The 18,348-nt window shown below is 37.7% G+C and carries 22 protein-coding genes and 1 pseudogene; 11 read left to right on the top strand and 12 right to left on the bottom strand.

All coding sequences use genetic code 11. From position 1 onward, the window contains the following. Positions 1 to 125: 125 nt before the first annotated feature. Positions 126 to 347 (top strand): hypothetical protein, encoded by a 222-nt coding sequence (locus tag FJR09_RS12750; RefSeq protein ID WP_015083528.1) that lies wholly within the window; start codon positions 126 to 128, stop codon positions 345 to 347. Between the two features lie 6 nt (positions 348 to 353). Here FJR09_RS12750 and cobJ read toward each other — a convergent pair whose 3' ends face one another. The 9 genes from cobJ to FJR09_RS12705 form a co-directional block, all read right to left on the bottom strand. Beyond that, on the bottom strand, positions 354 to 1,796 hold the full coding sequence (gene cobJ, locus FJR09_RS12745) for a precorrin-3B C(17)-methyltransferase (RefSeq protein WP_168650280.1): 1,443 nt from the start codon (positions 1,794 to 1,796) through the stop codon (positions 354 to 356). An 81-nt stretch (positions 1,797 to 1,877) separates the two neighbouring features. Next, positions 1,878 to 2,585 carry a precorrin-2 C(20)-methyltransferase gene (locus tag FJR09_RS12740; protein WP_168653047.1) on the bottom strand — a complete coding sequence of 236 codons (708 nt, stop codon included), beginning with the start codon at positions 2,583 to 2,585 and terminating at the stop codon, positions 1,878 to 1,880. Then, positions 2,585 to 3,211, bottom strand: coding sequence for a precorrin-8X methylmutase (locus FJR09_RS12735; protein ID WP_015083531.1), 627 nt, complete (start codon positions 3,209 to 3,211; stop codon positions 2,585 to 2,587). Before FJR09_RS12735 ends, FJR09_RS12740 begins: the two co-directional genes overlap by 1 nt. Before the next feature lie 163 nt (positions 3,212 to 3,374). After that, positions 3,375 to 4,790, bottom strand: a complete 1,416-nt coding sequence (gene cobG / locus FJR09_RS12730) for a precorrin-3B synthase (protein ID WP_254433103.1) — start codon at positions 4,788 to 4,790, stop codon at positions 3,375 to 3,377. 211 nt (positions 4,791 to 5,001) lie between these two features. After that, positions 5,002 to 5,427, bottom strand: a complete 426-nt coding sequence (locus FJR09_RS12725; RefSeq protein ID WP_168653046.1) for an HNH endonuclease — start codon at positions 5,425 to 5,427, stop codon at positions 5,002 to 5,004. A gap of 15 nt (positions 5,428 to 5,442) precedes the next feature. Beyond that, a complete protein-coding gene (locus FJR09_RS12720) occupies positions 5,443 to 5,847 on the bottom strand; it encodes a hypothetical protein (protein WP_168653045.1) in 405 nt (134 codons plus the stop codon). A 52-nt stretch (positions 5,848 to 5,899) separates the two neighbouring features. Next, positions 5,900 to 6,139, bottom strand: a complete 240-nt coding sequence (locus tag FJR09_RS12715) for a hypothetical protein (RefSeq protein WP_015083535.1) — start codon at positions 6,137 to 6,139, stop codon at positions 5,900 to 5,902. A gap of 71 nt (positions 6,140 to 6,210) precedes the next feature. Next, the gene (locus tag FJR09_RS12710) at positions 6,211 to 6,618 is read right to left on the bottom strand and encodes a DUF6575 domain-containing protein (RefSeq protein ID WP_015083536.1); all 408 of its coding nucleotides are present in this window, start codon (positions 6,616 to 6,618) and stop codon (positions 6,211 to 6,213) included. Between the two features lie 566 nt (positions 6,619 to 7,184). Next, positions 7,185 to 7,655, bottom strand: a complete 471-nt coding sequence (locus FJR09_RS12705; protein WP_168653044.1) for a hypothetical protein — start codon at positions 7,653 to 7,655, stop codon at positions 7,185 to 7,187. A 301-nt stretch (positions 7,656 to 7,956) separates the two neighbouring features. Here FJR09_RS12705 and cbiE point away from each other — a divergent pair, with 301 nt between their 5' ends. The 6 genes from cbiE to FJR09_RS12675 all read left to right on the top strand — a co-directional run bounded on the left by cbiE (position 7,957) and on the right by FJR09_RS12675 (position 14,852). Beyond that, a complete protein-coding gene (gene cbiE, locus FJR09_RS12700) occupies positions 7,957 to 9,165 on the top strand; it encodes a precorrin-6y C5,15-methyltransferase (decarboxylating) subunit CbiE (protein ID WP_168653043.1) in 1,209 nt (402 codons plus the stop codon). Between the two features lie 532 nt (positions 9,166 to 9,697). Continuing rightward, positions 9,698 to 10,681 carry an alpha-ketoacid dehydrogenase subunit beta gene (locus FJR09_RS12695; RefSeq protein WP_015083539.1) on the top strand — a complete coding sequence of 328 codons (984 nt, stop codon included), beginning with the start codon at positions 9,698 to 9,700 and terminating at the stop codon, positions 10,679 to 10,681. 600 nt (positions 10,682 to 11,281) lie between these two features. Continuing rightward, the gene (secD, locus tag FJR09_RS12690) at positions 11,282 to 12,694 is read left to right on the top strand and encodes a protein translocase subunit SecD (RefSeq protein ID WP_168653050.1); all 1,413 of its coding nucleotides are present in this window, start codon (positions 11,282 to 11,284) and stop codon (positions 12,692 to 12,694) included. Then, a complete protein-coding gene (gene secF, locus FJR09_RS12685; protein WP_168653042.1) occupies positions 12,691 to 13,659 on the top strand; it encodes a protein translocase subunit SecF in 969 nt (322 codons plus the stop codon). Before secD ends, secF begins: the two co-directional genes overlap by 4 nt. Positions 13,660 to 13,825: 166 nt before the next feature. Further along, positions 13,826 to 14,236 (top strand): hypothetical protein, encoded by a 411-nt coding sequence (locus FJR09_RS12680; RefSeq protein WP_168653041.1) that lies wholly within the window; start codon positions 13,826 to 13,828, stop codon positions 14,234 to 14,236. 148 nt (positions 14,237 to 14,384) lie between these two features. Further along, positions 14,385 to 14,852, top strand: coding sequence for a GNAT family N-acetyltransferase (locus tag FJR09_RS12675; RefSeq protein WP_015083543.1), 468 nt, complete (start codon positions 14,385 to 14,387; stop codon positions 14,850 to 14,852). On the opposite strand, the gene FJR09_RS12670 is transcribed toward FJR09_RS12675, so the two are convergent. Next, positions 14,797 to 15,720 carry a sensor histidine kinase KdpD gene (locus tag FJR09_RS12670; protein ID WP_015083544.1) on the bottom strand — a complete coding sequence of 308 codons (924 nt, stop codon included), beginning with the start codon at positions 15,718 to 15,720 and terminating at the stop codon, positions 14,797 to 14,799. The genes FJR09_RS12675 and FJR09_RS12670 overlap by 56 nt on opposite strands. After that, complete coding sequence (locus FJR09_RS12665; RefSeq protein WP_015083545.1) at positions 15,710 to 16,294, bottom strand: L-threonylcarbamoyladenylate synthase; 585 nt, start codon at positions 16,292 to 16,294, stop codon at positions 15,710 to 15,712. Before FJR09_RS12665 ends, FJR09_RS12670 begins: the two co-directional genes overlap by 11 nt. Positions 16,295 to 16,379: 85 nt before the next feature. On the opposite strand from FJR09_RS12665, the gene FJR09_RS12660 reads away from it, so the two are divergent. Next, positions 16,380 to 16,697, top strand: a complete 318-nt coding sequence (locus FJR09_RS12660; RefSeq protein ID WP_168653040.1) for a hypothetical protein — start codon at positions 16,380 to 16,382, stop codon at positions 16,695 to 16,697. Between the two features lie 72 nt (positions 16,698 to 16,769). On the opposite strand, the pseudogene FJR09_RS12655 reads toward FJR09_RS12660, so the two are convergent. Beyond that, a pseudogene (locus FJR09_RS12655) lies at positions 16,770 to 16,961 on the bottom strand (B12-binding domain-containing radical SAM protein); the annotation flags it as partial. Positions 16,962 to 17,282: 321 nt separating this feature from the next. Here FJR09_RS12655 and FJR09_RS12650 point away from each other — a divergent pair. The 3 genes from FJR09_RS12650 (at position 17,283) to FJR09_RS12640 (ending at position 18,283) form a co-directional block, all read left to right on the top strand. Beyond that, complete coding sequence (locus FJR09_RS12650) at positions 17,283 to 17,600, top strand: RNA-binding protein (RefSeq protein ID WP_168653039.1); 318 nt, start codon at positions 17,283 to 17,285, stop codon at positions 17,598 to 17,600. Positions 17,601 to 17,678: 78 nt separating this feature from the next. After that, on the top strand, positions 17,679 to 17,912 hold the full coding sequence (locus tag FJR09_RS12645) for a DUF433 domain-containing protein (protein WP_148766122.1): 234 nt from the start codon (positions 17,679 to 17,681) through the stop codon (positions 17,910 to 17,912). Further along, entirely contained in the window at positions 17,909 to 18,283 is a 375-nt protein-coding gene (locus FJR09_RS12640; protein ID WP_148766124.1) for a DUF5615 family PIN-like protein, read from the top strand. Before FJR09_RS12645 ends, FJR09_RS12640 begins: the two co-directional genes overlap by 4 nt. The last annotated feature ends 65 nt before the right edge of the window (positions 18,284 to 18,348 follow it).

The raw sequence follows: 18,348 nt of genomic DNA, 5'->3' as shown, positions 1-18,348 counted from the left end.
CGGACATTATTAGGGCTTCTGTCACTTTTATTGGCTACAATCATGTCTGGAACATGATGTTTTTATTGTTGATGATCAGAATAAAAAAATCAAGTCTTTTTCCGATATAAACTAGACATAATTAAGTGGATTATATCTTAGAGGAGTCAGGAGTCAGGAGTCAGGAGTCAGGAGAAAGAAAGAAGAAGGAAGGAGAAGGAAGGAGAAAGAAGGAGAAAGGAAAAAGGACAAAAGAGAAAGAAAGAAGAAGGAAGGAGAAAGGAGAAAGGACAAAAGAGAAAGAAAGAAGAAGGAAGGAGAAAGGAGAAAAGAAGGAGAAAGGAAGAAGGATATTATTATTCAGATAAAAAACATCATTCTTCAGAGTTATATCTGCGGGAAGTATAAACCCAAATATGATTATCCTGCTGAATTTGTCGCGTGTGGGAAGAACCGATAATAATGACAGTTCGCATATCTGCTAATGCTGGTTCTAACTCTTCCAGGGTAATTACCTTAACTTCTTCTCCCTTCCTCCCTAGATTTCGTCCTAAGACGACTGGGGTATGAGGTTTGCGGTGTTCCATTAAAATCTTTTTCGCGGCTGCTAGTTGCCAAGTGCGTTCTTTTGATACAGGATTATAAAAAGCAATCACAAAATCACTTATAGCCGCAGCGGTAATGCGTTGAGCGATAATTTCCCAAGGTTTTAAAATGTCAGAGAGAGAAATCACACAAAAATCATGCCCCAAAGGCGCACCAATCCTGGCTGCTGCGGCTTGCATAGCAGAAATACCAGGAGCGACTTGAATATCAATTGTTTGCCATTCTGGTTGATGATATTGCTCTAAAACCTCAAAAACAGCCGCTGCCATTGCGTAAATACCGGGGTCGCCGGAAGATACAACTACTACATATTTTCCCTCTGCGGCTAACTCTAAGGCCTGATATGCCCTTTCTGCTTCTACTCGATTATCTGATTCATGAACGCGCTTACCATCGGCAAGATGTCCAATTAAATTAATATAGGTTTTATAACCAACTAAATCCGTTGCTGCTTCTAGAATTTCTTTTACTTGCGGTGACATCCATTGAGATGCACCTGGACCTGTACCAATAATAGCTAATTTTCCCTGGGGTTGTCCTGTGGTGGGGTTAATAATTTTAGTTGAGATGGCGATCGCTATCTTGGCAGGATGATACACTAAACAATTAGAGCTAGGATTGCCCAAATTTTCGGTAACTTGAATAATTAACTCACCATTTTCATCAATAGGTAAATTACTCTCACTCAACCAAGGTGCTGTTCCCTCTAACCTAACTTTTCCCCCCGCTAATAAATCAGCAATAAATTTTTTCCCATGTTCTGGGTTAGCTAAATGATATCCAGAGGGAGGAGACAACAAAGCAGTATGAAAGCGGATATCTCCTGTAGTGGTAATTGCTGGTTTTATATTAAGTGCTTCCCCGACTTGACGCGCTAAATCATTAACACCATTTAAACCACCCAAAAGTGGAACTACAGCACTACCATCTTCCGCTACAGCTAAAACTGGCGGTTCTTGTCCTTTGTCAGTCAATAAAGGTGCAATTGTTCTAATAAGAATACCAGCCGCACAAATACCAATTATGGGTGTACCAGCGGCGAATAATTCTCGCACAGTTTCGCCAAAATTGCTAAAGCTAATATCAACATCATGAGTACGATTAACTAAACCATATAGTTTCGCACCTGGTAAGACATTGGTAATTTTTCGCCCCACCATAACGCTATTCTGACTCAAAACCACAACCGCAGGGGCTACCCTTGTATTCATAGAAAATCCTAATCCTGTAAACCCTTAAACCTTTGCGCCTTTGCTTCTTTGTACCTTTGCGCGAAACATAATTTGTGACAACTACAACTTACTTTTAGTAGGAATCACAATCATAGAAAAATAAGGTACATCTTCTGGATTAACTTCATCAAGGGGCAATATCCGCTGTTGTGTGCTTGTAGCCCGTTCAATGTATCTAGCCCGTGAAGCTAGTCCTAATTCATGGAGAAGATTCCTAATTTTCGGAAAATGACGACCAAGTTTCATAATCGCCGCAGCATCAGTAGATAAAAGCTGATTAGTGAGAAATTCTACTGGTAATGGTGCAGGTAAAACCGTCAGGACATCATTGTAATAGGTGAATGGTAAACCCAAAGCCACGGGACAGGCCATAAGTGAGGAAACTCCGGGGACGACTTCCGTTTTATATTTATCAGCTAACCGAGTAAAAAGGTACATAAATGAACCGTAGAAAAACGGATCTCCTTCACAGATAACCACCACATCCCGACCTGCTGCTAAATGGTCAGCAATAGGTTGAGTTTCTTGGTCATAGATAGATTTAGCCTTTTCTGGTTCTAAGGCGCGAGGCAGATGAAATGCTACCTCAATCTGACTATTATCCAAGTATGAAGAAACGATTTTTCTGGCAATACTTTCTTTATCTGTAGCTGATTGATAAGCGATAACTGGGGCAGAACGGAGGAGACGCAAGGCTTTTAAGGTGATGAGTTCAGGGTCTCCAGGTCCCACACCAATTCCATAAAGACGACCTCCAGAGTTAGTCATTACTCTTCCTCACTTGCTAAAGCGTTAACAGCAGCCGCAGCGATCGCACTTCCGCCCCGTCTACCATGTAAAGTCATAAATGGGACATTGCGGCTATCTGCGGCCAATGCGACTTTTGACTCGACTGCACCCACGAAACCAACAGGAAAGCCCAATATTAACGCCGGTCTGGGGATACCTTCGTCCAGCATTTCCAATAGCCTAAATAGGGCTGTGGGGGCATTCCCAATCACCACAATTGCCCCTTCTATATGGAAACGCCAAAATTCTAAAGCCGCTGCTGACCTGGTATTTCTTAATCTTTTGGCTAATTGTGGCACTTCTGGATCATTGAGTGTACAGAGAACTTTATTATTCTTGGGTAATCTTTTTCTGGTAACACCTTCCGCTACCATGTAAGAATCACACAAAATCAGTGAACCGCCAATTAGGGCTTTTTTTCCGGCTTCTACCGCTGTAGATGAATATTCTAAGTCATTGACAATATCCGTCATTCCACAGGCGTGAATCATGCGGACAGCAACTTTCGCTACATCTTCAGGGAATCTTTCCAGATTGGACTCTGACCGAATAATTGCAAAGGAATTACGATATATTTCGTTACCATCACGGATGTAATCAAACATGAGATTTTTAGGTTGTAAAGGTTAAATTGGACTGTGATTTTTGTGATTTATTTGATTAAGATGATTGGATAAGTACCTGTGCAATATTAATTTCCTATTTTTTTATTCTGTATCCTTGATTGGATAAAGCATACAGACAAATGAAATGTGAAATATATTTGGCTTAATACTTAAATAATTGATTTAATTGGTGGCTGTGACGCTGAATAAATTGTCCAAAGGTTTCTTGTAAATTTAGACGTTGTTTTTGATACACTGCCAACATTTCTGGAATCAAAATCGGAATTTTCGCTATAGTCACATATTCATAAAGTAAATGACCCAAAACATAAACTTGATAGCCAGGGGTTTCTGTGGTAATACCAAGTAAAGTAATATCAGCTTGTGTGTGTTGAGCGCAAGATTTGCCACAACCACTAAAGTGGATATTGACTGAAGAATCTAGAATCATCAGACTGTCCAGGTATTTTACCAAATTTAAGGCATCATCTTTAGTTTCTGTGGCCGCAGCAGCACAACCCCGTTTCCCGGAACAAGCTACTAAAAAACTTTTGATGTCGGTTGGTGATGAGTTTAAACCTAAATTGGTAATTTCTTGCTCAACTTCGCTAATTTGGTTTTGGGGAATATCGGTTAATAGTAAGTTTTGCCAAGGTGTTAACCTGATATTACTATCACCATACCTTTTGGCAATATTTGCTAAACCTCTAATTTGCGAAGTTTCTAATCTTCCCAAGGGTAAGACTATGCCAATATAATATAATCCGGTTTGGCGTTGGGAATGAACGCCAATATGAGTTTTTTCTCGCAGAGGCGCAAAGGCACGGGGAGGAGTTTTTGTAATTTTCAGTATAGCTGGTTTGAGGTTTTCTTGGACTTGGTGAAGATATTCTTTAACTGTGATGTTATTGATTATTTCTCGTAACCGTAATTTGCGACGGTTTTTGGTGTCTATGTGTTTGAGGTAAGTTTCTGCTAATGCTGCTAAGACTTGTATTGCCTCTGCTGGTTTGCATAAAATTCCTGTGTCTTTTGCTGGTTCTCCTTTTTCTCCATGACTGAGATATAACCGTAAATATACATTGCTGTTATTTAATTCGGCTGCCAATATAATATCATTGGGTTGATATCTTACGGAAACTTTGCCTCCACTATCGAAGCAAACGCTAAATTTTGCAGATAATTCACCAAGCTGAGAATGTGCGGTAATATATTCTTCCCAAGCTTTCACTAAGAAACGAGTATCTATTAATTCTTCTATATCAATACCCGCTGTGGGATTGGTCATGATGTTGCGGATATGATCTATCTTGGCATTGGTAGAAGCTAAACCTAATGCTTGGAATTTTTTCAGAACTTCAATATTTATGCTTTGTTGAATTTCTCTAATTTGAATATTAGCGCGGTTAGTAATATCAATATAGCCACTACCATGATTATCAGCAATATCTGCAATAGTCTGAAATTGTTGATAATTGATGATTCCCCCTGGTATTCTTAGCCGATAAAGAAGACCGTCTTGGGCTGGTGTGCTGTAAAATAATCCCGGACAAGCGGTAAATGGAATTTGCAAAATCATGACTCCTTCTCTGTGTGACGCAGAGACAGAATGGAAGTGAATACTTGAGAGTTAGCATTCTGACTTACTCAATGTGAGATTTTTAATTAAACTTCAATCACCTCAAATTGCTTTACAGTTGCGGCACAGTCTCGGAATTGAACCGAAGTTTCCTAACTCTCAGATTTAGTAGTTTACCATAAGATGGTATTTTTGGCTATTGTCAATTTTTTTAATCATTAGGAGGATGCCAACCACTCATTACCCAACGTTTACGAGCAACTATAATAACAGGGTTATTCATACGTAACCTAATTATTGTAGCGCGACCTATAGCAGTAATACCCTCAACTTTTGTACCGTCAGCACTCCAGATAAAATGTTCTGACCAAATTTGTTTACGAGGATTAAAAAGTGATATTGTTTCACCACTTAAAGGATCTATAGACTCAGTTAAATTACTTTTATATTCATTACAAGAACGACAAGCTAAACACAAATTTTCAAAAGTTGTATCTCCTCTTTGTGAAACTGGTTGAATATGATCATAGGTCATAGGAATCCCGCTATTTACTTCGGATGTTAAGCAATAACAGCAACGTGATTTATCATTATCAATGATTTGTTTTCTTAAATTTTCAGAAATATAAGTAGACACAACAATTTCAATATTTTAAAGATTTGGTAAACTATATCCACGCCAACGAAGTAAAACTGCGGATTGGGCTTTACGTAACATGAAAAGATCAGCTTTATATCGCAAAGATGTTAAATTTAATCTTTCTGTTTCTGTTAGTGTACCATGAGAATTTTTCTCTAGTAAGCTATTGTATTCTTCCATATCTGTTACTGTTTTATGACTATGGAAAATTTGCCAAAGAGCATTATCATTTAACTTATCTAAAGCTGCTAGTTCGGCTTGAAATTCCTCTGGTACATCATCCCATGCTGGTGGACTACCCACTTGTAAAGCATGAAGTATAACCTCCTCTAAAGGGCGCTGGGTAGCATGGGCGGTATTAACTAACCGTTGATAGATAATTTCGGGTATTTGTAGTGTAATAGTTTCAGTAGGCATATTAAATTACTGCGTTAATTTTTACTAAGACTATTGATATTTTTATTATATCCTAAAAAATGGTTTTTAATTGAGTTTTGTAAGTGCTAGACAAATCAGGATCACTTTTTCCACAAGCAATAAAGTCACTTTGTTTAAATAAAGCAAGAGGATCATTTTCTGGCTGTTGAATTTTTTGATAATCAAGACCAATTGCGGTTTGAATAATTTGTTTGATATCTTGGCTAGTTTGTTGTTGAATGATGTTATTCTTATCAAGAATGATTTGATCTAAAGATGTATTAATGTTCATAATTTCTCCTTATAAATAGCTACAATAATTACAACAGTAATAAAATTTTTATATATACTGGTATTTTTAAATCAAATCTTGATTTTTTCCTTATTTTCTAGAGGAAAAACTGCATCAGAGAAATCAATAGTTTCACCAGCTATGGGTAAATATTCATCATTGAGATTTTCACAAAATATAATTTCTACAACATCCAAATTATCATTTTCGGAAATTATAGCTTGATAAATAAAACCATCTTCTGATTTTTTAAAAGCATCATATAAATCAAGATTACCAGAACGAATATTTTTTAATCTTCCTTTTGACATGGGAGAATAAAGCCAAGTTTTATGATCTGGTATTTCATCTATCCAAACAGCTAAAAAAATCTGTCCTGAAGCATTTTGACAACTAAATAAACAGGGAAAATCATAATATTCATAGATTTCAATAATTTCTAGGTTTACTAGCGGTGGGTATTGTGGTATTAATTTCATAGATAAACCTCATTTTTATTATGTTAATCCATTTACTAAATGATATCACCACCGCCAAGAAATTCATTTCTTGGCTAATAGCAAAATTCAGCTAAAGCTGAATGAAGATTGATATTTATGCAGTCTGTTTTAACAGACTTTTGCTATGAGACTGAGAATTCATTCTCAGGCGGTTTGGTAGGATCATGTAAGATGTATATTAACAGCAAAAAAATATCAATCAACCCAACATGGTATTCATCCCTGGGTTAAATCTCAAAAACCAGAATTTCAATTTATTAAATTTTCAATAATTAAAAGGATATTAAGTAGGTGAACGGAAAAAAACCGAAATATGTAACGAAAAGTAAAATCGCCCAAACCCTCTTCACTCTTGCCTCTTGCCTCTTGCCTAGTGCCATAACGACGATTTTCAATGCTAACCTAAGTAAAACGGCTTGAATAATTCAAAGTTTGTAGTGAGGAATTTATTCCTCATTTGAGGGCTGAAGCCCTTACTACGAAATCATCTCCAGATTTTTTACATTACTTAATCTACTTTGATTTATTTTCGTCTACTTACTTACTTATTTAGATTCAAGATATGAAATATCTTCCATATTAACAATAGTAAATAACCCAGAATTTTGATTTTTCCCTAAAATTACACCCATTCTTTTTTCTGTCCCAAAACCTTGGGAAAATAAATTTATTATTCCTAATAAATGAACATTTAAAATAGGTCTAATAACTAAAAAAACTTGCTTTTGACTTCTAAATTCTGGAATTTTACAAATTTCTACCTCTAAAGAAGGACTAGTCAAAAATGGTAAAGATTTGAAAACAGATTCAAAATAGAATATTAGTTGATTCTTATTAGTCTGAGGGTAAGATTCACTATAATATTTATCAGATATTAATTCATTTAGTTTATCTAAATTCTTTGTATCTATTGATTTTTTTAAATCTCTAAAAAATAGTAAAATATTTCCTTCTAAACCAGTAGGATTTAACTTAGATTTATGTGCTTCTTGAAATAAGTATATTCCTTCTTTCAATAGGATAAATATGGGGTACATAAAACTCCAATAATATAAATAGACATCTATTCTAAATATTTAACATATTTTTTACCATCTACCTCTGTAAATTTATCAAATAAGTAAATTTAATTATGACAAATTGTATTAATGAGGTTTATAAATATGTTGTAAAAACAATACATTACGCGCTCTTCTTTGCGCCTCTGCGTCTCTGCGAGAAAAAATACTCTTATTCAACTCAAAGCACCAACTTTACATCCCCTCACGGTAAGGTAATAAAAGCGATATTCCAGCAAAACAAACAACCTCACGAATTATGCAAAAATGGTTATCAATTATCGGTATCGGTGAAGATGGTTTAGCAGGGTTAAGTCCCATTGCTGTTTCCTGCTTAGACAAAGCTCAGATTATCTTTGGTGGTGAACGTCATCTTTCTATGTTACCACCTGACGACAACCGGGAAAAAATTCCCTGGAAATCACCTTTTACAACTTCCATAACCGAAATTATCAGTCGTCGTGGTCAAGCAGTTTGTATTTTAGCTAGTGGCGACCCTTTATGTTATGGTGTGGGTGCAACTATTCTGAAAGATATTCCTATTTCGGAAATTACAATTATTCCTGCACCTTCCGCTTTTAGTCTGGCTTGTTCTCGATTAGGATGGTCATTAACAGACGTGGAAACTTTAAGTTTATGTGGTCGTCCGGTTTCTTTACTGCAATCTTACATTTATCCCGGTGCAAAATTATTAATTTTAAGTGAGGGAAAAAATACTCCTGCTCATGTGGCAGAAATTTTAATAAATCGCGGTTATGGTAATAGTCAAATTACCGTTTTAGAAAAAATGGGTAATATTGAAGAAACCATTATAACAGATATCGCTACTAATTGGCAAGAAGAAAATATCGCTCTTTTAAATACTATTGCGGTGGAATGTATTGCTGATAGGGGAATTGTTGGTTTATCCAGATTTCCCGGTTTACCTGACAATGCTTTTCATCATGATGGACAATTGACGAAAAGGGAAGTCCGCGCGGTGACATTATCAAGTTTAGCACCTTTACCGGGGGAATTGCTTTGGGATGTGGGGGCTGGTTGTGGTTCTATTTCTATAGAATGGTTGCGAAGTGATAGAAGATGTCGAGCGATCGCTATTGAACAAAATTCCACTAGACTAAATTATATTGCTGATAATGCGGCTGCTTTGGGAACACCAAATTTACAAATTATGGCAGGTAAAGCCTTAGAAGTCATCCCAAATTTACCAGCACCAAACGCAATTTTTATTGGTGGTGGTGTGACAGCATCAGAAATATTAGAAAATTGTTGGAATGTCTTGCTTCCTGGAGGTAGAATGGTGGTTAATGTTGTCACTTTGGCAGGTGAACAAAGATTATATCAATGGTATGAAAAAGTGGGAGGAAACTTTACCCGGATTGCTATTCAACGAGCCGAACCTATTGGTAAATTTCTAGGTTGGAAATCCATGTCTCCTGTGACTCAATGGGTAGGAGTGAAAAATTGATAATTAGAGATTTAGACAAAAGTACAAACAAAACTAGTACCGCAGGGCGGAATTAAAAATTAACAATTAAAAATTAAAAAAGCAGATTGTATAAGCTTTTTAGGGATTTTTAATGGTTATCTTACTTACGCCGCAGTGTACTAGTAGTTTGTCAAGATAAAAATGATGGACTGTAGTGTGAGCGTCTCGCTCACGCGGGTAAGATGCTTGCACTACCAAAAACCCGTCAAAATAAATTTAACAGACTACTAGATAGAAGTAATAACGCATTTCCCCAATCAGTCTTTGTTGGTAAGTGTCTATATTCAGCTAGATAAAGATGTTGTTTGTATTTTACTCCACTTTAACCAACTTTTGTGATTTTTTCGTGCAATTATTCTTCAAGTCAGATATCATGAATTTTCTACCGCTACGTGCAAAAAGTGGATTATAAAGAATTATCTGATGTTCTCAACAACAGTGCTAGGCTTGACTGTATTCGGGACAATGGCACGATAAAATTCTATAACGATAAATTGCGATAAAGGTCTAAATGGCAGAAACACTATTTTTCAACGCCCTGCGGGAAGCTATTGACGAAGAAATGTCCCGCGATTCTAGCGTATTCATTCTGGGTGAAGACGTAGGACACTACGGCGGTTCTTATAAAGTTACTAAAGACTTACACCAAAAATATGGTGATTTGCGAGTTTTAGATACCCCCATTGCGGAAAATAGCTTTACTGGGATAGCTGTAGGGGCGGCTATGACTGGATTAAGACCGATTATTGAAGGCATGAATATGGGCTTTCTGCTCCTGGCCTTCAACCAAATTTCTAATAATGCGGGGATGTTACGTTACACTTCCGGTGGTAACTTTAAAATCCCGATGGTGATTCGTGGACCTGGGGGTGTGGGTAGACAGCTTGGTGCGGAACATTCCCAACGTCTTGAAGCTTATTTCCAAGCTGTTCCTGGTTTAAAAATTGTGGCTTGTTCCACACCTTATAACGCTAAAGGATTACTGAAAGCAGCTATCCGCGATGATAACCCTGTGTTATTTTTTGAACACGTTTTACTTTATAACTTAAAAGAAGACCTGCCAGAAACAGAATATGTGCTACCGCTAGATAAAGCTGAAGTTGTTCGTCAAGGTAAGGATGTGACAATTCTCACTTATTCGCGGATGCGGTATCATGTGCTGCAAGCTGTGAAAGTTTTGGAAAAACAAGGTTATGATCCAGAAGTTATTGACTTAATTTCCTTGAAACCTCTTGATTTTGAAACTATTGGCGCATCAATTCGCAAGACTCACCGGGTGATTGTTGTGGAAGAGTGCATGAGAACTGGGGGTATTGGTGCAGAATTAGTTGCTTCTATTAATGACCGCTTATTTGATGAATTAGATGCACCTGTGTTGCGGCTTTCTTCTCAAGATATCCCCACACCTTACAATGGTAATCTTGAGCGTCTAACTATTATCCAACCAGAGCAAATCGTCGAAGCAGTCCAGAAAATGGTGGCTTTGCGAATTTAGGAAGTTGTCAGTTGTCAGTGGTCAGTTGTTCTTTGTCCGTTGCTATGAACCACTGACTACTGACTACTGACCACATCAAACTTCTACTCACAACTGGCAAAAAGAACGTTATTTTGACACTCCCCGGTCTAAAGACACGGGGATTCTTGGTTCAACGAGACCACTTAAACTAGACTCCTTGGGTTATCTAGCTCAGAGGTGGGACTCTCCCCAAGCGTTAGCTTTCGGTCTGCCCGACCGTAGTTGCATTGCTGCAAGTCCTGTTTAACTTGAAACGAGAAAGTTTCAAAATTCTGAGTCGTCTAGTTCCTATAAATCTTTTACCTACTGCTAGGAGGAAACTAGAACAATGCAGTAAAACCGCATAGATTTAATTGTCAAGGACCAGAAAAGCCGTTAGGCAGTTAGGTTTTTAGACAGGTTGATTACCTTTCCTGTTACAAGTAGTATAACATAAATCGCTGGGGGATAAATCCCCCACACGGCTTTCAGTCCCGGCTTAAAAGACATTGACACCTAAAAACTTTTTGGATTTTTAGGTGTCAATTCCGAGGTTTTTAGCCTATTTTCTTATAATCTTTGTCAGTTGTGAGTGATGGTATGCAAAAACAGCGATCGCTATTAGCGTTAATTATAGTGTTGGTCATCGCCGCTATTACGGTGATTGTGACAATTCCTGTCCCCTTGGGACTAGACTTACGAGGTGGGTCACAGCTTACAATTCAGGTGAAACCAACGGCGGAAATTCCCCAAATCACCGAAAGAGAATTGGAAGCTGTAAAAAAAGTAGTGGAAGGGCGGATTAATGGTCTTGGTGTTTCTGAGCCATTAATTCAAACTATCGGTACAGATAAGATTTCCGTACAACTACCTGGTGTCAATGATCCAGAACAAGCAGAACGGGTATTAGGCGGTACAGCGCAGTTAGAGTTCCGTGTCCAAAAACCGAATACAGAAACTCAACTTTTTGCTCTTCAGGTAACAAAAAATGACCTGAAAACCAAGCGCGAAGACTTGAAAAAGAGTAAAGATCAAGCAGCAATTGATCAAAATAAGCAAGAGTTTGATCAAAGTAATCAAGCAGTTGCGGAATTGTTTGAAAGTACCAATCCACCCCTAACAGGTAAATATCTCCAGGATGCCTACGGTCAGCCCACTCAAGGCAATAACTGGGATGTGGCTATCCGTTTTGATCAAAAGGGTGGTGAACTCTTTGCTGGACTCACAAAAGACCTCGCTGGCACTGGTCGTGGTATCGGTATTTTCCTTGATAATGAACTGATCAGTTCACCTAGTGTAGGTGTAGAATTTGCTGCTACTGGGATTACTGGCGGTTCTGCGGTAATTACAGGTCGTTTTCAAGCCCAAGAAGCCAATGATTTAGGCGTACAATTACGCGGTGGTGCATTACCTGTTCCTGTGGAAATTGCGGAGAGAAGAACGGTAGGAGCTACTTTAGGAAAAGATAGTATTCAAAGAAGTATCTACGCTGGTATTGGTGGTCTGACTTTAGTATTAATATTTATGGTGTGGTACTATAGATTACCAGGAATGATAGCGAATATATCACTATTGATTTACTCCCTACTGACTTGGGCTACCTTTTGTTTATTGAGTGTCACCCTCACTTTACCAGGAATTGCGGGTTTTATTCTCAGTATCGGTATGGCAGTTGATGCTAACGTTTTGATTTTTGAACGCACCAGGGAAGAACTACAAGCAGGTAAATCTTTGTATCGTTCTGTAGAATCCGGTTTTTACCGCGCCTTTTCTAGTATTTTGGATAGTAACGTTACTACCTGGATTGCTTGTGCTGCATTGTTTTGGTTAGGTTCAGGACTAGTCAAAGGCTTTGCTCTTACCTTAGCTTTAGGCGTAGGGGTGAGTATGTTTACCGCAATTACTTGTAGTCGCACATTGATGTTTTTAGTTATTTCCATTCCCTCTTTGCGGAAAACAGAATTTTATGCTCCTAATGTGCCAGTAACAAATAAGACAGGAGTGGCACGATGAGATTAGATATTAACAAAGCCCGGGGTACTTGGTGGACTATTTCCGCTGTGATTATTTTGATCGGTATCATTTCCATGGTGATATCCACACTCAATCCCAGTATCAAAGCACCTCTGCGTCCCAGCTTGGACTTTATCGGCGGAACAAGGTTGCAATTTGTCCGGGACTGTGACAAACCTGGTAACTGTGACCAGCCAATAGATATTAATCTGGTGCGAGAAGTGGCTAAATCCCAGGGACTTGGAGATAGTAGTATTCAGTTAATCTCGGAAAATGGCCAAGAAAATGGTATTACTATTCGCACCAAAAATCTGGAAACAGAACAGCGGAGTAATTTGCAAAATGCGTTAACTGAAAAAATCGGCGTTTTCGACCCGCAAAAAAACCAAATTGATTCCGTTGGTGCGACTTTAGGAAAGGAGTTATTTACTTCGGGAATTTTAGCTTTGATAGTTTCCTTTGTGGGGATTACTATCTACATGGCTTTCCGGTTTCAGTTGGACTATGCCTTATTAGCTATTGTGGCATTGTTTCACGATATTCTCGTCACAACTGGAGTTTTCTCAATTTTAGGCTTAGTTTTCGGTGTTGAGGTAGATAGTCTTTTCATTGTTGCTTTGTTAACTATCACAGGGTTTTCAGTCAATGATACTGTGGTAATTTATGACCGCATTCGGGAAACTATTAAACTTCATCCTGAACAACCAATTGCTGAGGTTGTTGATGATGCTGTTAACCAAACTTTATCTCGGTCAATCAACACGACTTTAACCACCTTACTGACATTAACTGCTATTTTCCTATTTGGTGGAGAAACGCTCCATTATTTCTCTCTAGCTTTAATTGTCGGCTTTATAATGGGGGCTTATTCTAGTATTTTCATTGCCAGTACACTCCTGATTTGGTGGCGAGAACGCAGTCAAAATTACCAAGTTGAACCCCCTGTGACTTCTCCAGAAAGCTAAATTCAGTCATGGAAAATACCTCGTTCCTAGCCTCTGGCTGGGAATGCCTAATTTGAGGCTGGAGCCTCCTTGTCACTAGCGGCAGAGCCGCAATAATAAACATTCCCAGTCGGAGACTGGGAACGAGATTTTAGAGTTTTTTGTAGGCGCAAGCTATACTCTTCCTATGGATAAACCCGAAGAACCACAAATTGAGGTAGAAGAATTCGGAGTAGATTCTGCTTTTACTCAACAAATCCAAAAGCTACATCAGCTTACAGTATACGGCAGATGGTTATTTGCCGGCTGTTTGTGGCTAATAATAGCCCCTGTTTGTCTGTGGGATTTACGGGTGGAAATTTCCTTGTTACAACAATATTTTACCTGGGTAGGATTACGGTACGCACTAATTTTTCATCCTCTATCTGCCCTGGGTTTAAGTTTTTGCATAAGTGTGACAACTTCTGTTTTAGTTTGGCAAAGTCGCAATATTCTGTGGGGATTACCATTGGCAGAACAGGAAAAATTAAAAAAGCAAGTTTATCGTATTCGTCAACAAGGATCTTCTCACCCTCTATGGAAGTGGGTTTGTCAATGAACAGGGAAGAGTGAATAAAAAAGAGTTTTTTAATTCTTAATTCTTAATTTTTAATTGAACTGTTGCATATACATATACAGGTTTAGTAATTTCCAGGAAAATATGCCATAACAGAAACAAATATCTTAGGATAAGTGGGTGTTTATAGATGAAATATTCTCAGATTCAATTTAGCCACAGTCATGCGGATATTGATCTTTACCAACTCCAAGAACTGTTTAATCTGTCCGCTTTTTGGGCAAAAGGACGAAGTATTAAGGATTGGGGTATAGCTATTGCTAATAGTGAACCTGTGATTTCTGTCTGGGAGAAGGAATTATTAATTGGCTTTGCAAGAGCGACTTCTGATGGTATCTATCGCGCTACAATTTGGGATGTTGTGATTCATCCAGAATATCAAGGTAATGGACTAGGTAGCAAGTTGGTAGAAACTGTTTTAAGTCATCCGCGAATGCAAAAAGTAGAGCGTGTGTATTTGATGACAACTCACCAGCAGGAATTTTATGAGAAGATTGGTTTTCAAGCAAATAACACAACAACAATGGTGCTATACAATCAATCTAATTTTGATTTTGTTCCTGGAGAGATTCAACTTCAGGAGTCGTTAGAGGCATAGATATTTGCCATCTTGTTAACTGTGATTTTTCTTCCTGATTGGTGGGGAAAGGCAAAATTTCTAACTTTCCTCCCATCAATTCTACTAAACTTTGATGAAGTGAAAGTTTCATTCCTGGTGACAGAACTATATTTTTCTGAGTTGTCTGATTTTCAGCTATCATCAAATCTATAGATTCACTTGTAACTACAGTTTCAGTTGGTACATCTAAGCAGATATTTACATAATTATCTGTAGGTTGTAGATGACTAGAAAGATAAATATTCCCTGCTTCCATTTGAGCAATTGTTGTATCTATCAAGTTTATTAATACTTGTTTGAGCCAACGAGAATCTGCTAAAATGTAAATTTTTGGATCTGGTGGTGATAAAGTAAAAGGATAATTACGATTGACTGCTAATAGATAAGTTAAGTTATAAATTTCTTGTAAAAATTCAGATAATTGCAAAGTTTCAATATCTAATTTATTTCTACCAGATTCAATTTTGGAAACATTGAGAATTTCATCAATTAGTTTTAATAACTTGAGAGATTTTTCGTGAGCTTGTCCGACAAATTCCCGTTCTTCTTCGGGATTGTCACATAAATCTGTCAAAATCAATTGATGTAAGCCAATTATACTCCCTAATGGCGATCGCAATTCATGGCTAATTCGGGCTAAAAAACCTGCTTGAAACTGACTCATTTCTTTGGACTGATAATAGGCTAATTGAGTTTGTTTCAATTCTTGTAAAAGTTGGTTTTCTTGCTGTTGTGGAGCATTTTGAATGGGAATGGATGCAGATTTTGTAGGCTGAAGGAATAATCTACAAATACCTATTCCTAATCCTATTCCTGCTCCTAAATATAGCCAGTTACTAAAATTCATAATTATCTAATTTAATACTACCTTGTCGTAAAATCTGCCAATTGTTCCCTGTCCATTTAGCAACGGTGGAAGGTATTCCCAAACCTTGGTATTCTGTTGATTCTAATGTTAAAACCTCTGGAAATTGAGCTTCTATGGCTGCTTTGGTTTCTAAAGCTGGTTGTCCTGATAAATTAGCGCTAGTTGTCGCCATTGGCCCAGTTTGCGCCAAAATAGTTTGAGCAACTGGATGATTTGGGACTCTAATCCCAATGGTAGTTGGTTCAACAGGGTTCATGACGGTGGGAATTTTGTCACTAGCTGGTAAAACTAAAGTTAATGCACCTGGCCAATGTTGATTAACAATTTTTTGCCAGATTTGATATTCTCTTTGGCTACCTTGAACATAATCCCATAAATCTTCAGCTTTAGCAGCCATTAAAATTAAAGGTTTATCGAAACTGCGTTGTTTCGCTGCATAAATTAATTCTGCTTGTACTGGTATGGTGGCTAATGCGGGGACGGTATCTGTGGGGAAACTAATTAGTTTTCCAGCTTTTGCAGATTCTATCAGGACTGATAATGAAAGGTTCATAAAGATGGTTTTTCTGCTGGTGTTTTGAGTTGGGGATGATTTTTTTGATATTATTATTATCATAGTAGAAATGGAGTTTAAAAACATGACTCAACTAACACCAAAACAACCAGCGAGAAGAGGAATAATTTTTCCAGAACTGACTTTATCACCGGAAGAATTAGCTAGACGTAAGGCTGAAAATGAGGCAGAGTATCAACGTTATCGGACAATTTTTGAGCGTGTACGTCCTGAATTGATCAAAGAACATTATGGCTGGTATATTGCTATTGAGTTAAATAGTGGTGATTACTTAATTGATCAAGATAAAGAAATTGCACATCAAAAAGCCCGCGATAAATACCCAAATGCTGATCATTGCGTTTTTTGTTTGAATGAATCTGGAGCAACTGGGAGAATATGATAGAGGGTACATTTGGTGAAAAGAAGCAGCTATTTCTTGAAATTGAGTTGCTTGCTAATGATGGTTTAATTTTGCCCATTCTGCTTCTGTGGCGGCGCGAATGTTACGATCTACAAGCTTAAATTCCCATTCTTGGGGCAAAATTGCCGCTACCGTTACTAAACCCAATGGTGGTAACAACACCTTTCTGTCAACTAGCGCCAGAATTTTCTCATAAGACCAAAATGTGCTTGGAAATATTGGATAAACTAGCAAAACACGCATAGTATCACCCCTCACGATTTATTTGTTATCTAACTGTAACTAAAATTAAGACTAATTGACTTTTTTATCAAGCTTGTTGTATGTGAGAATGTCTGAATCAGGATGACCAGGATTTAAGGATTTACAGGATGAAGACTGGGATTTTCTCACTAATTACGTATCATCACTTGTACAAACCTCGACTTGATACTTCCTTCCCATTCCAAAATTACTCATGTTTTTTCTCTGTGTTCTCTGTGCCTCTGTGGTTCGTTATTAAAAATTTAGGTAATTTAAGAGTAGGATAAGAGTAACTAGCAACTTGGGTGAAGATAATTTTTTATGGATAGTACAAGTTGGGAAAATATTAAATCTAAATATAAGCTAGGTCAGTTTGTTCTGGGAAAAGTTGAGTTTCATGCACCCTTTGGCGTTTTTGTCAATATTGATGATTCTTCAGTTAAGGGGTTGATCAAAATCCCTGACTTTTTAGATGAAGGGGGGATAAGTCCAGAAATGTATCCAGAAATTGGTACAACTATAGGCGCGGTTGTGGTTGGATACAATGAGAGTAATTGCCGGGAAGTATATTTAAGTGCAAAACCTAGTGTACTGCATAAAGCTCTTGTACCTTTAAAGATTCCTGCTTTAGCTAGTTAAAGCTAATTGACTTTTTTATCAATTTGCCTGTTGTATGTGAAAATAGAGAAAGAATTTTTATATTTCAGGAGTCCCACAGTGCTGGCTCAATTAGATCGCATTACTATTAATCCTAATGTTTGCCTTGGACAACCAACAATTCGAGGTATGCGGATTACTGTGGGCTTTGTGTTGAAATTACTGGCTAGTAACCTTTCGGTTCAGGAAGTTTTAGCAGCTTATCCAGAATTAGAAGATGAAGATATTCGACAGGCGCTTAACTACGCGGCTTGGACTGTTTCAGATAAAATTGTAGGTATTCCTTCGGCATGAATAACCTTCGCTTTCTTGCTGATGTACATATTTCCCCTCTAACAGTAGCAGCATTAAAATTGCAGGGCTATGACATTTTGCGGAGTACAGATTTGCTCCCTGCAACTGCGGCTGATATAGATATTTTGGAACTTGCAAGAGTTGAAGGTCGAATTATTATCACCCAAGATTTAGATTTTTCGATGTTGATAGCTGTTGGCAAGTATAACCAACCAAGTTTGGTGACATTGCGGTTATCTTCTGCAAAACCTGATGCGATCGCACAAAGATTGTTGGAAGTTTTACCCCAGTTAGAGGAAGAACTTACTCAAGGTTCAGCCCTGACAATTGATGATAATTCTGTACGTATTCGTAAGCTGCCAATTCGTTGACAATTTAAAACTAATGCCTGTAATATCATGTATGTTATAATGGTCATATCTTTACTTTGCTAAAT

The sequence above is a fragment of the Dolichospermum sp. UHCC 0406 genome (assembly GCF_009712025.1).
Classification (GTDB): Bacteria; Cyanobacteriota; Cyanobacteriia; order Cyanobacteriales; family Nostocaceae; genus Dolichospermum; species Dolichospermum lemmermannii.
This window is presented reverse-complemented; position numbering and strand designations above follow the sequence as displayed.

Bases quoted from the DNA above. Each gene is read 5' to 3' on its own strand.
- cobJ (WP_168650280.1), bottom strand. From the start codon at position 1,796: ATGAATACAAGGGTAGCCCCTGCGGTTGTGGTTTTGAGTCAGAATAGC.
- FJR09_RS12740 (WP_168653047.1), bottom strand. From the start codon at position 2,585: ATGACTAACTCTGGAGGTCGTCTTTATGGAATTGGTGTGGGACCTGGA.
- FJR09_RS12735 (WP_015083531.1), bottom strand. From the start codon at position 3,211: ATGTTTGATTACATCCGTGATGGTAACGAAATATATCGTAATTCCTTT.
- cobG (WP_254433103.1), bottom strand. From the start codon at position 4,790: ATGATTTTGCAAATTCCATTTACCGCTTGTCCGGGATTATTTTACAGC.
- FJR09_RS12720 (WP_168653045.1), bottom strand. From the start codon at position 5,847: ATGCCTACTGAAACTATTACACTACAAATACCCGAAATTATCTATCAA.
- FJR09_RS12715 (WP_015083535.1), bottom strand. From the start codon at position 6,139: ATGAACATTAATACATCTTTAGATCAAATCATTCTTGATAAGAATAAC.
- FJR09_RS12710 (WP_015083536.1), bottom strand. From the start codon at position 6,618: ATGAAATTAATACCACAATACCCACCGCTAGTAAACCTAGAAATTATT.
- cbiE (WP_168653043.1), top strand. From the start codon at position 7,957: ATGCAAAAATGGTTATCAATTATCGGTATCGGTGAAGATGGTTTAGCA.
- FJR09_RS12695 (WP_015083539.1), top strand. From the start codon at position 9,698: ATGGCAGAAACACTATTTTTCAACGCCCTGCGGGAAGCTATTGACGAA.
- secD (WP_168653050.1), top strand. From the start codon at position 11,282: ATGCAAAAACAGCGATCGCTATTAGCGTTAATTATAGTGTTGGTCATC.
- secF (WP_168653042.1), top strand. From the start codon at position 12,691: ATGAGATTAGATATTAACAAAGCCCGGGGTACTTGGTGGACTATTTCC.
- FJR09_RS12680 (WP_168653041.1), top strand. From the start codon at position 13,826: ATGGATAAACCCGAAGAACCACAAATTGAGGTAGAAGAATTCGGAGTA.
- FJR09_RS12675 (WP_015083543.1), top strand. From the start codon at position 14,385: ATGAAATATTCTCAGATTCAATTTAGCCACAGTCATGCGGATATTGAT.
- FJR09_RS12670 (WP_015083544.1), bottom strand. From the start codon at position 15,720: ATGAATTTTAGTAACTGGCTATATTTAGGAGCAGGAATAGGATTAGGA.
- FJR09_RS12665 (WP_015083545.1), bottom strand. From the start codon at position 16,294: ATGAACCTTTCATTATCAGTCCTGATAGAATCTGCAAAAGCTGGAAAA.
- FJR09_RS12660 (WP_168653040.1), top strand. From the start codon at position 16,380: ATGACTCAACTAACACCAAAACAACCAGCGAGAAGAGGAATAATTTTT.
- FJR09_RS12650 (WP_168653039.1), top strand. From the start codon at position 17,283: ATGGATAGTACAAGTTGGGAAAATATTAAATCTAAATATAAGCTAGGT.
- FJR09_RS12640 (WP_148766124.1), top strand. From the start codon at position 17,909: ATGAATAACCTTCGCTTTCTTGCTGATGTACATATTTCCCCTCTAACA.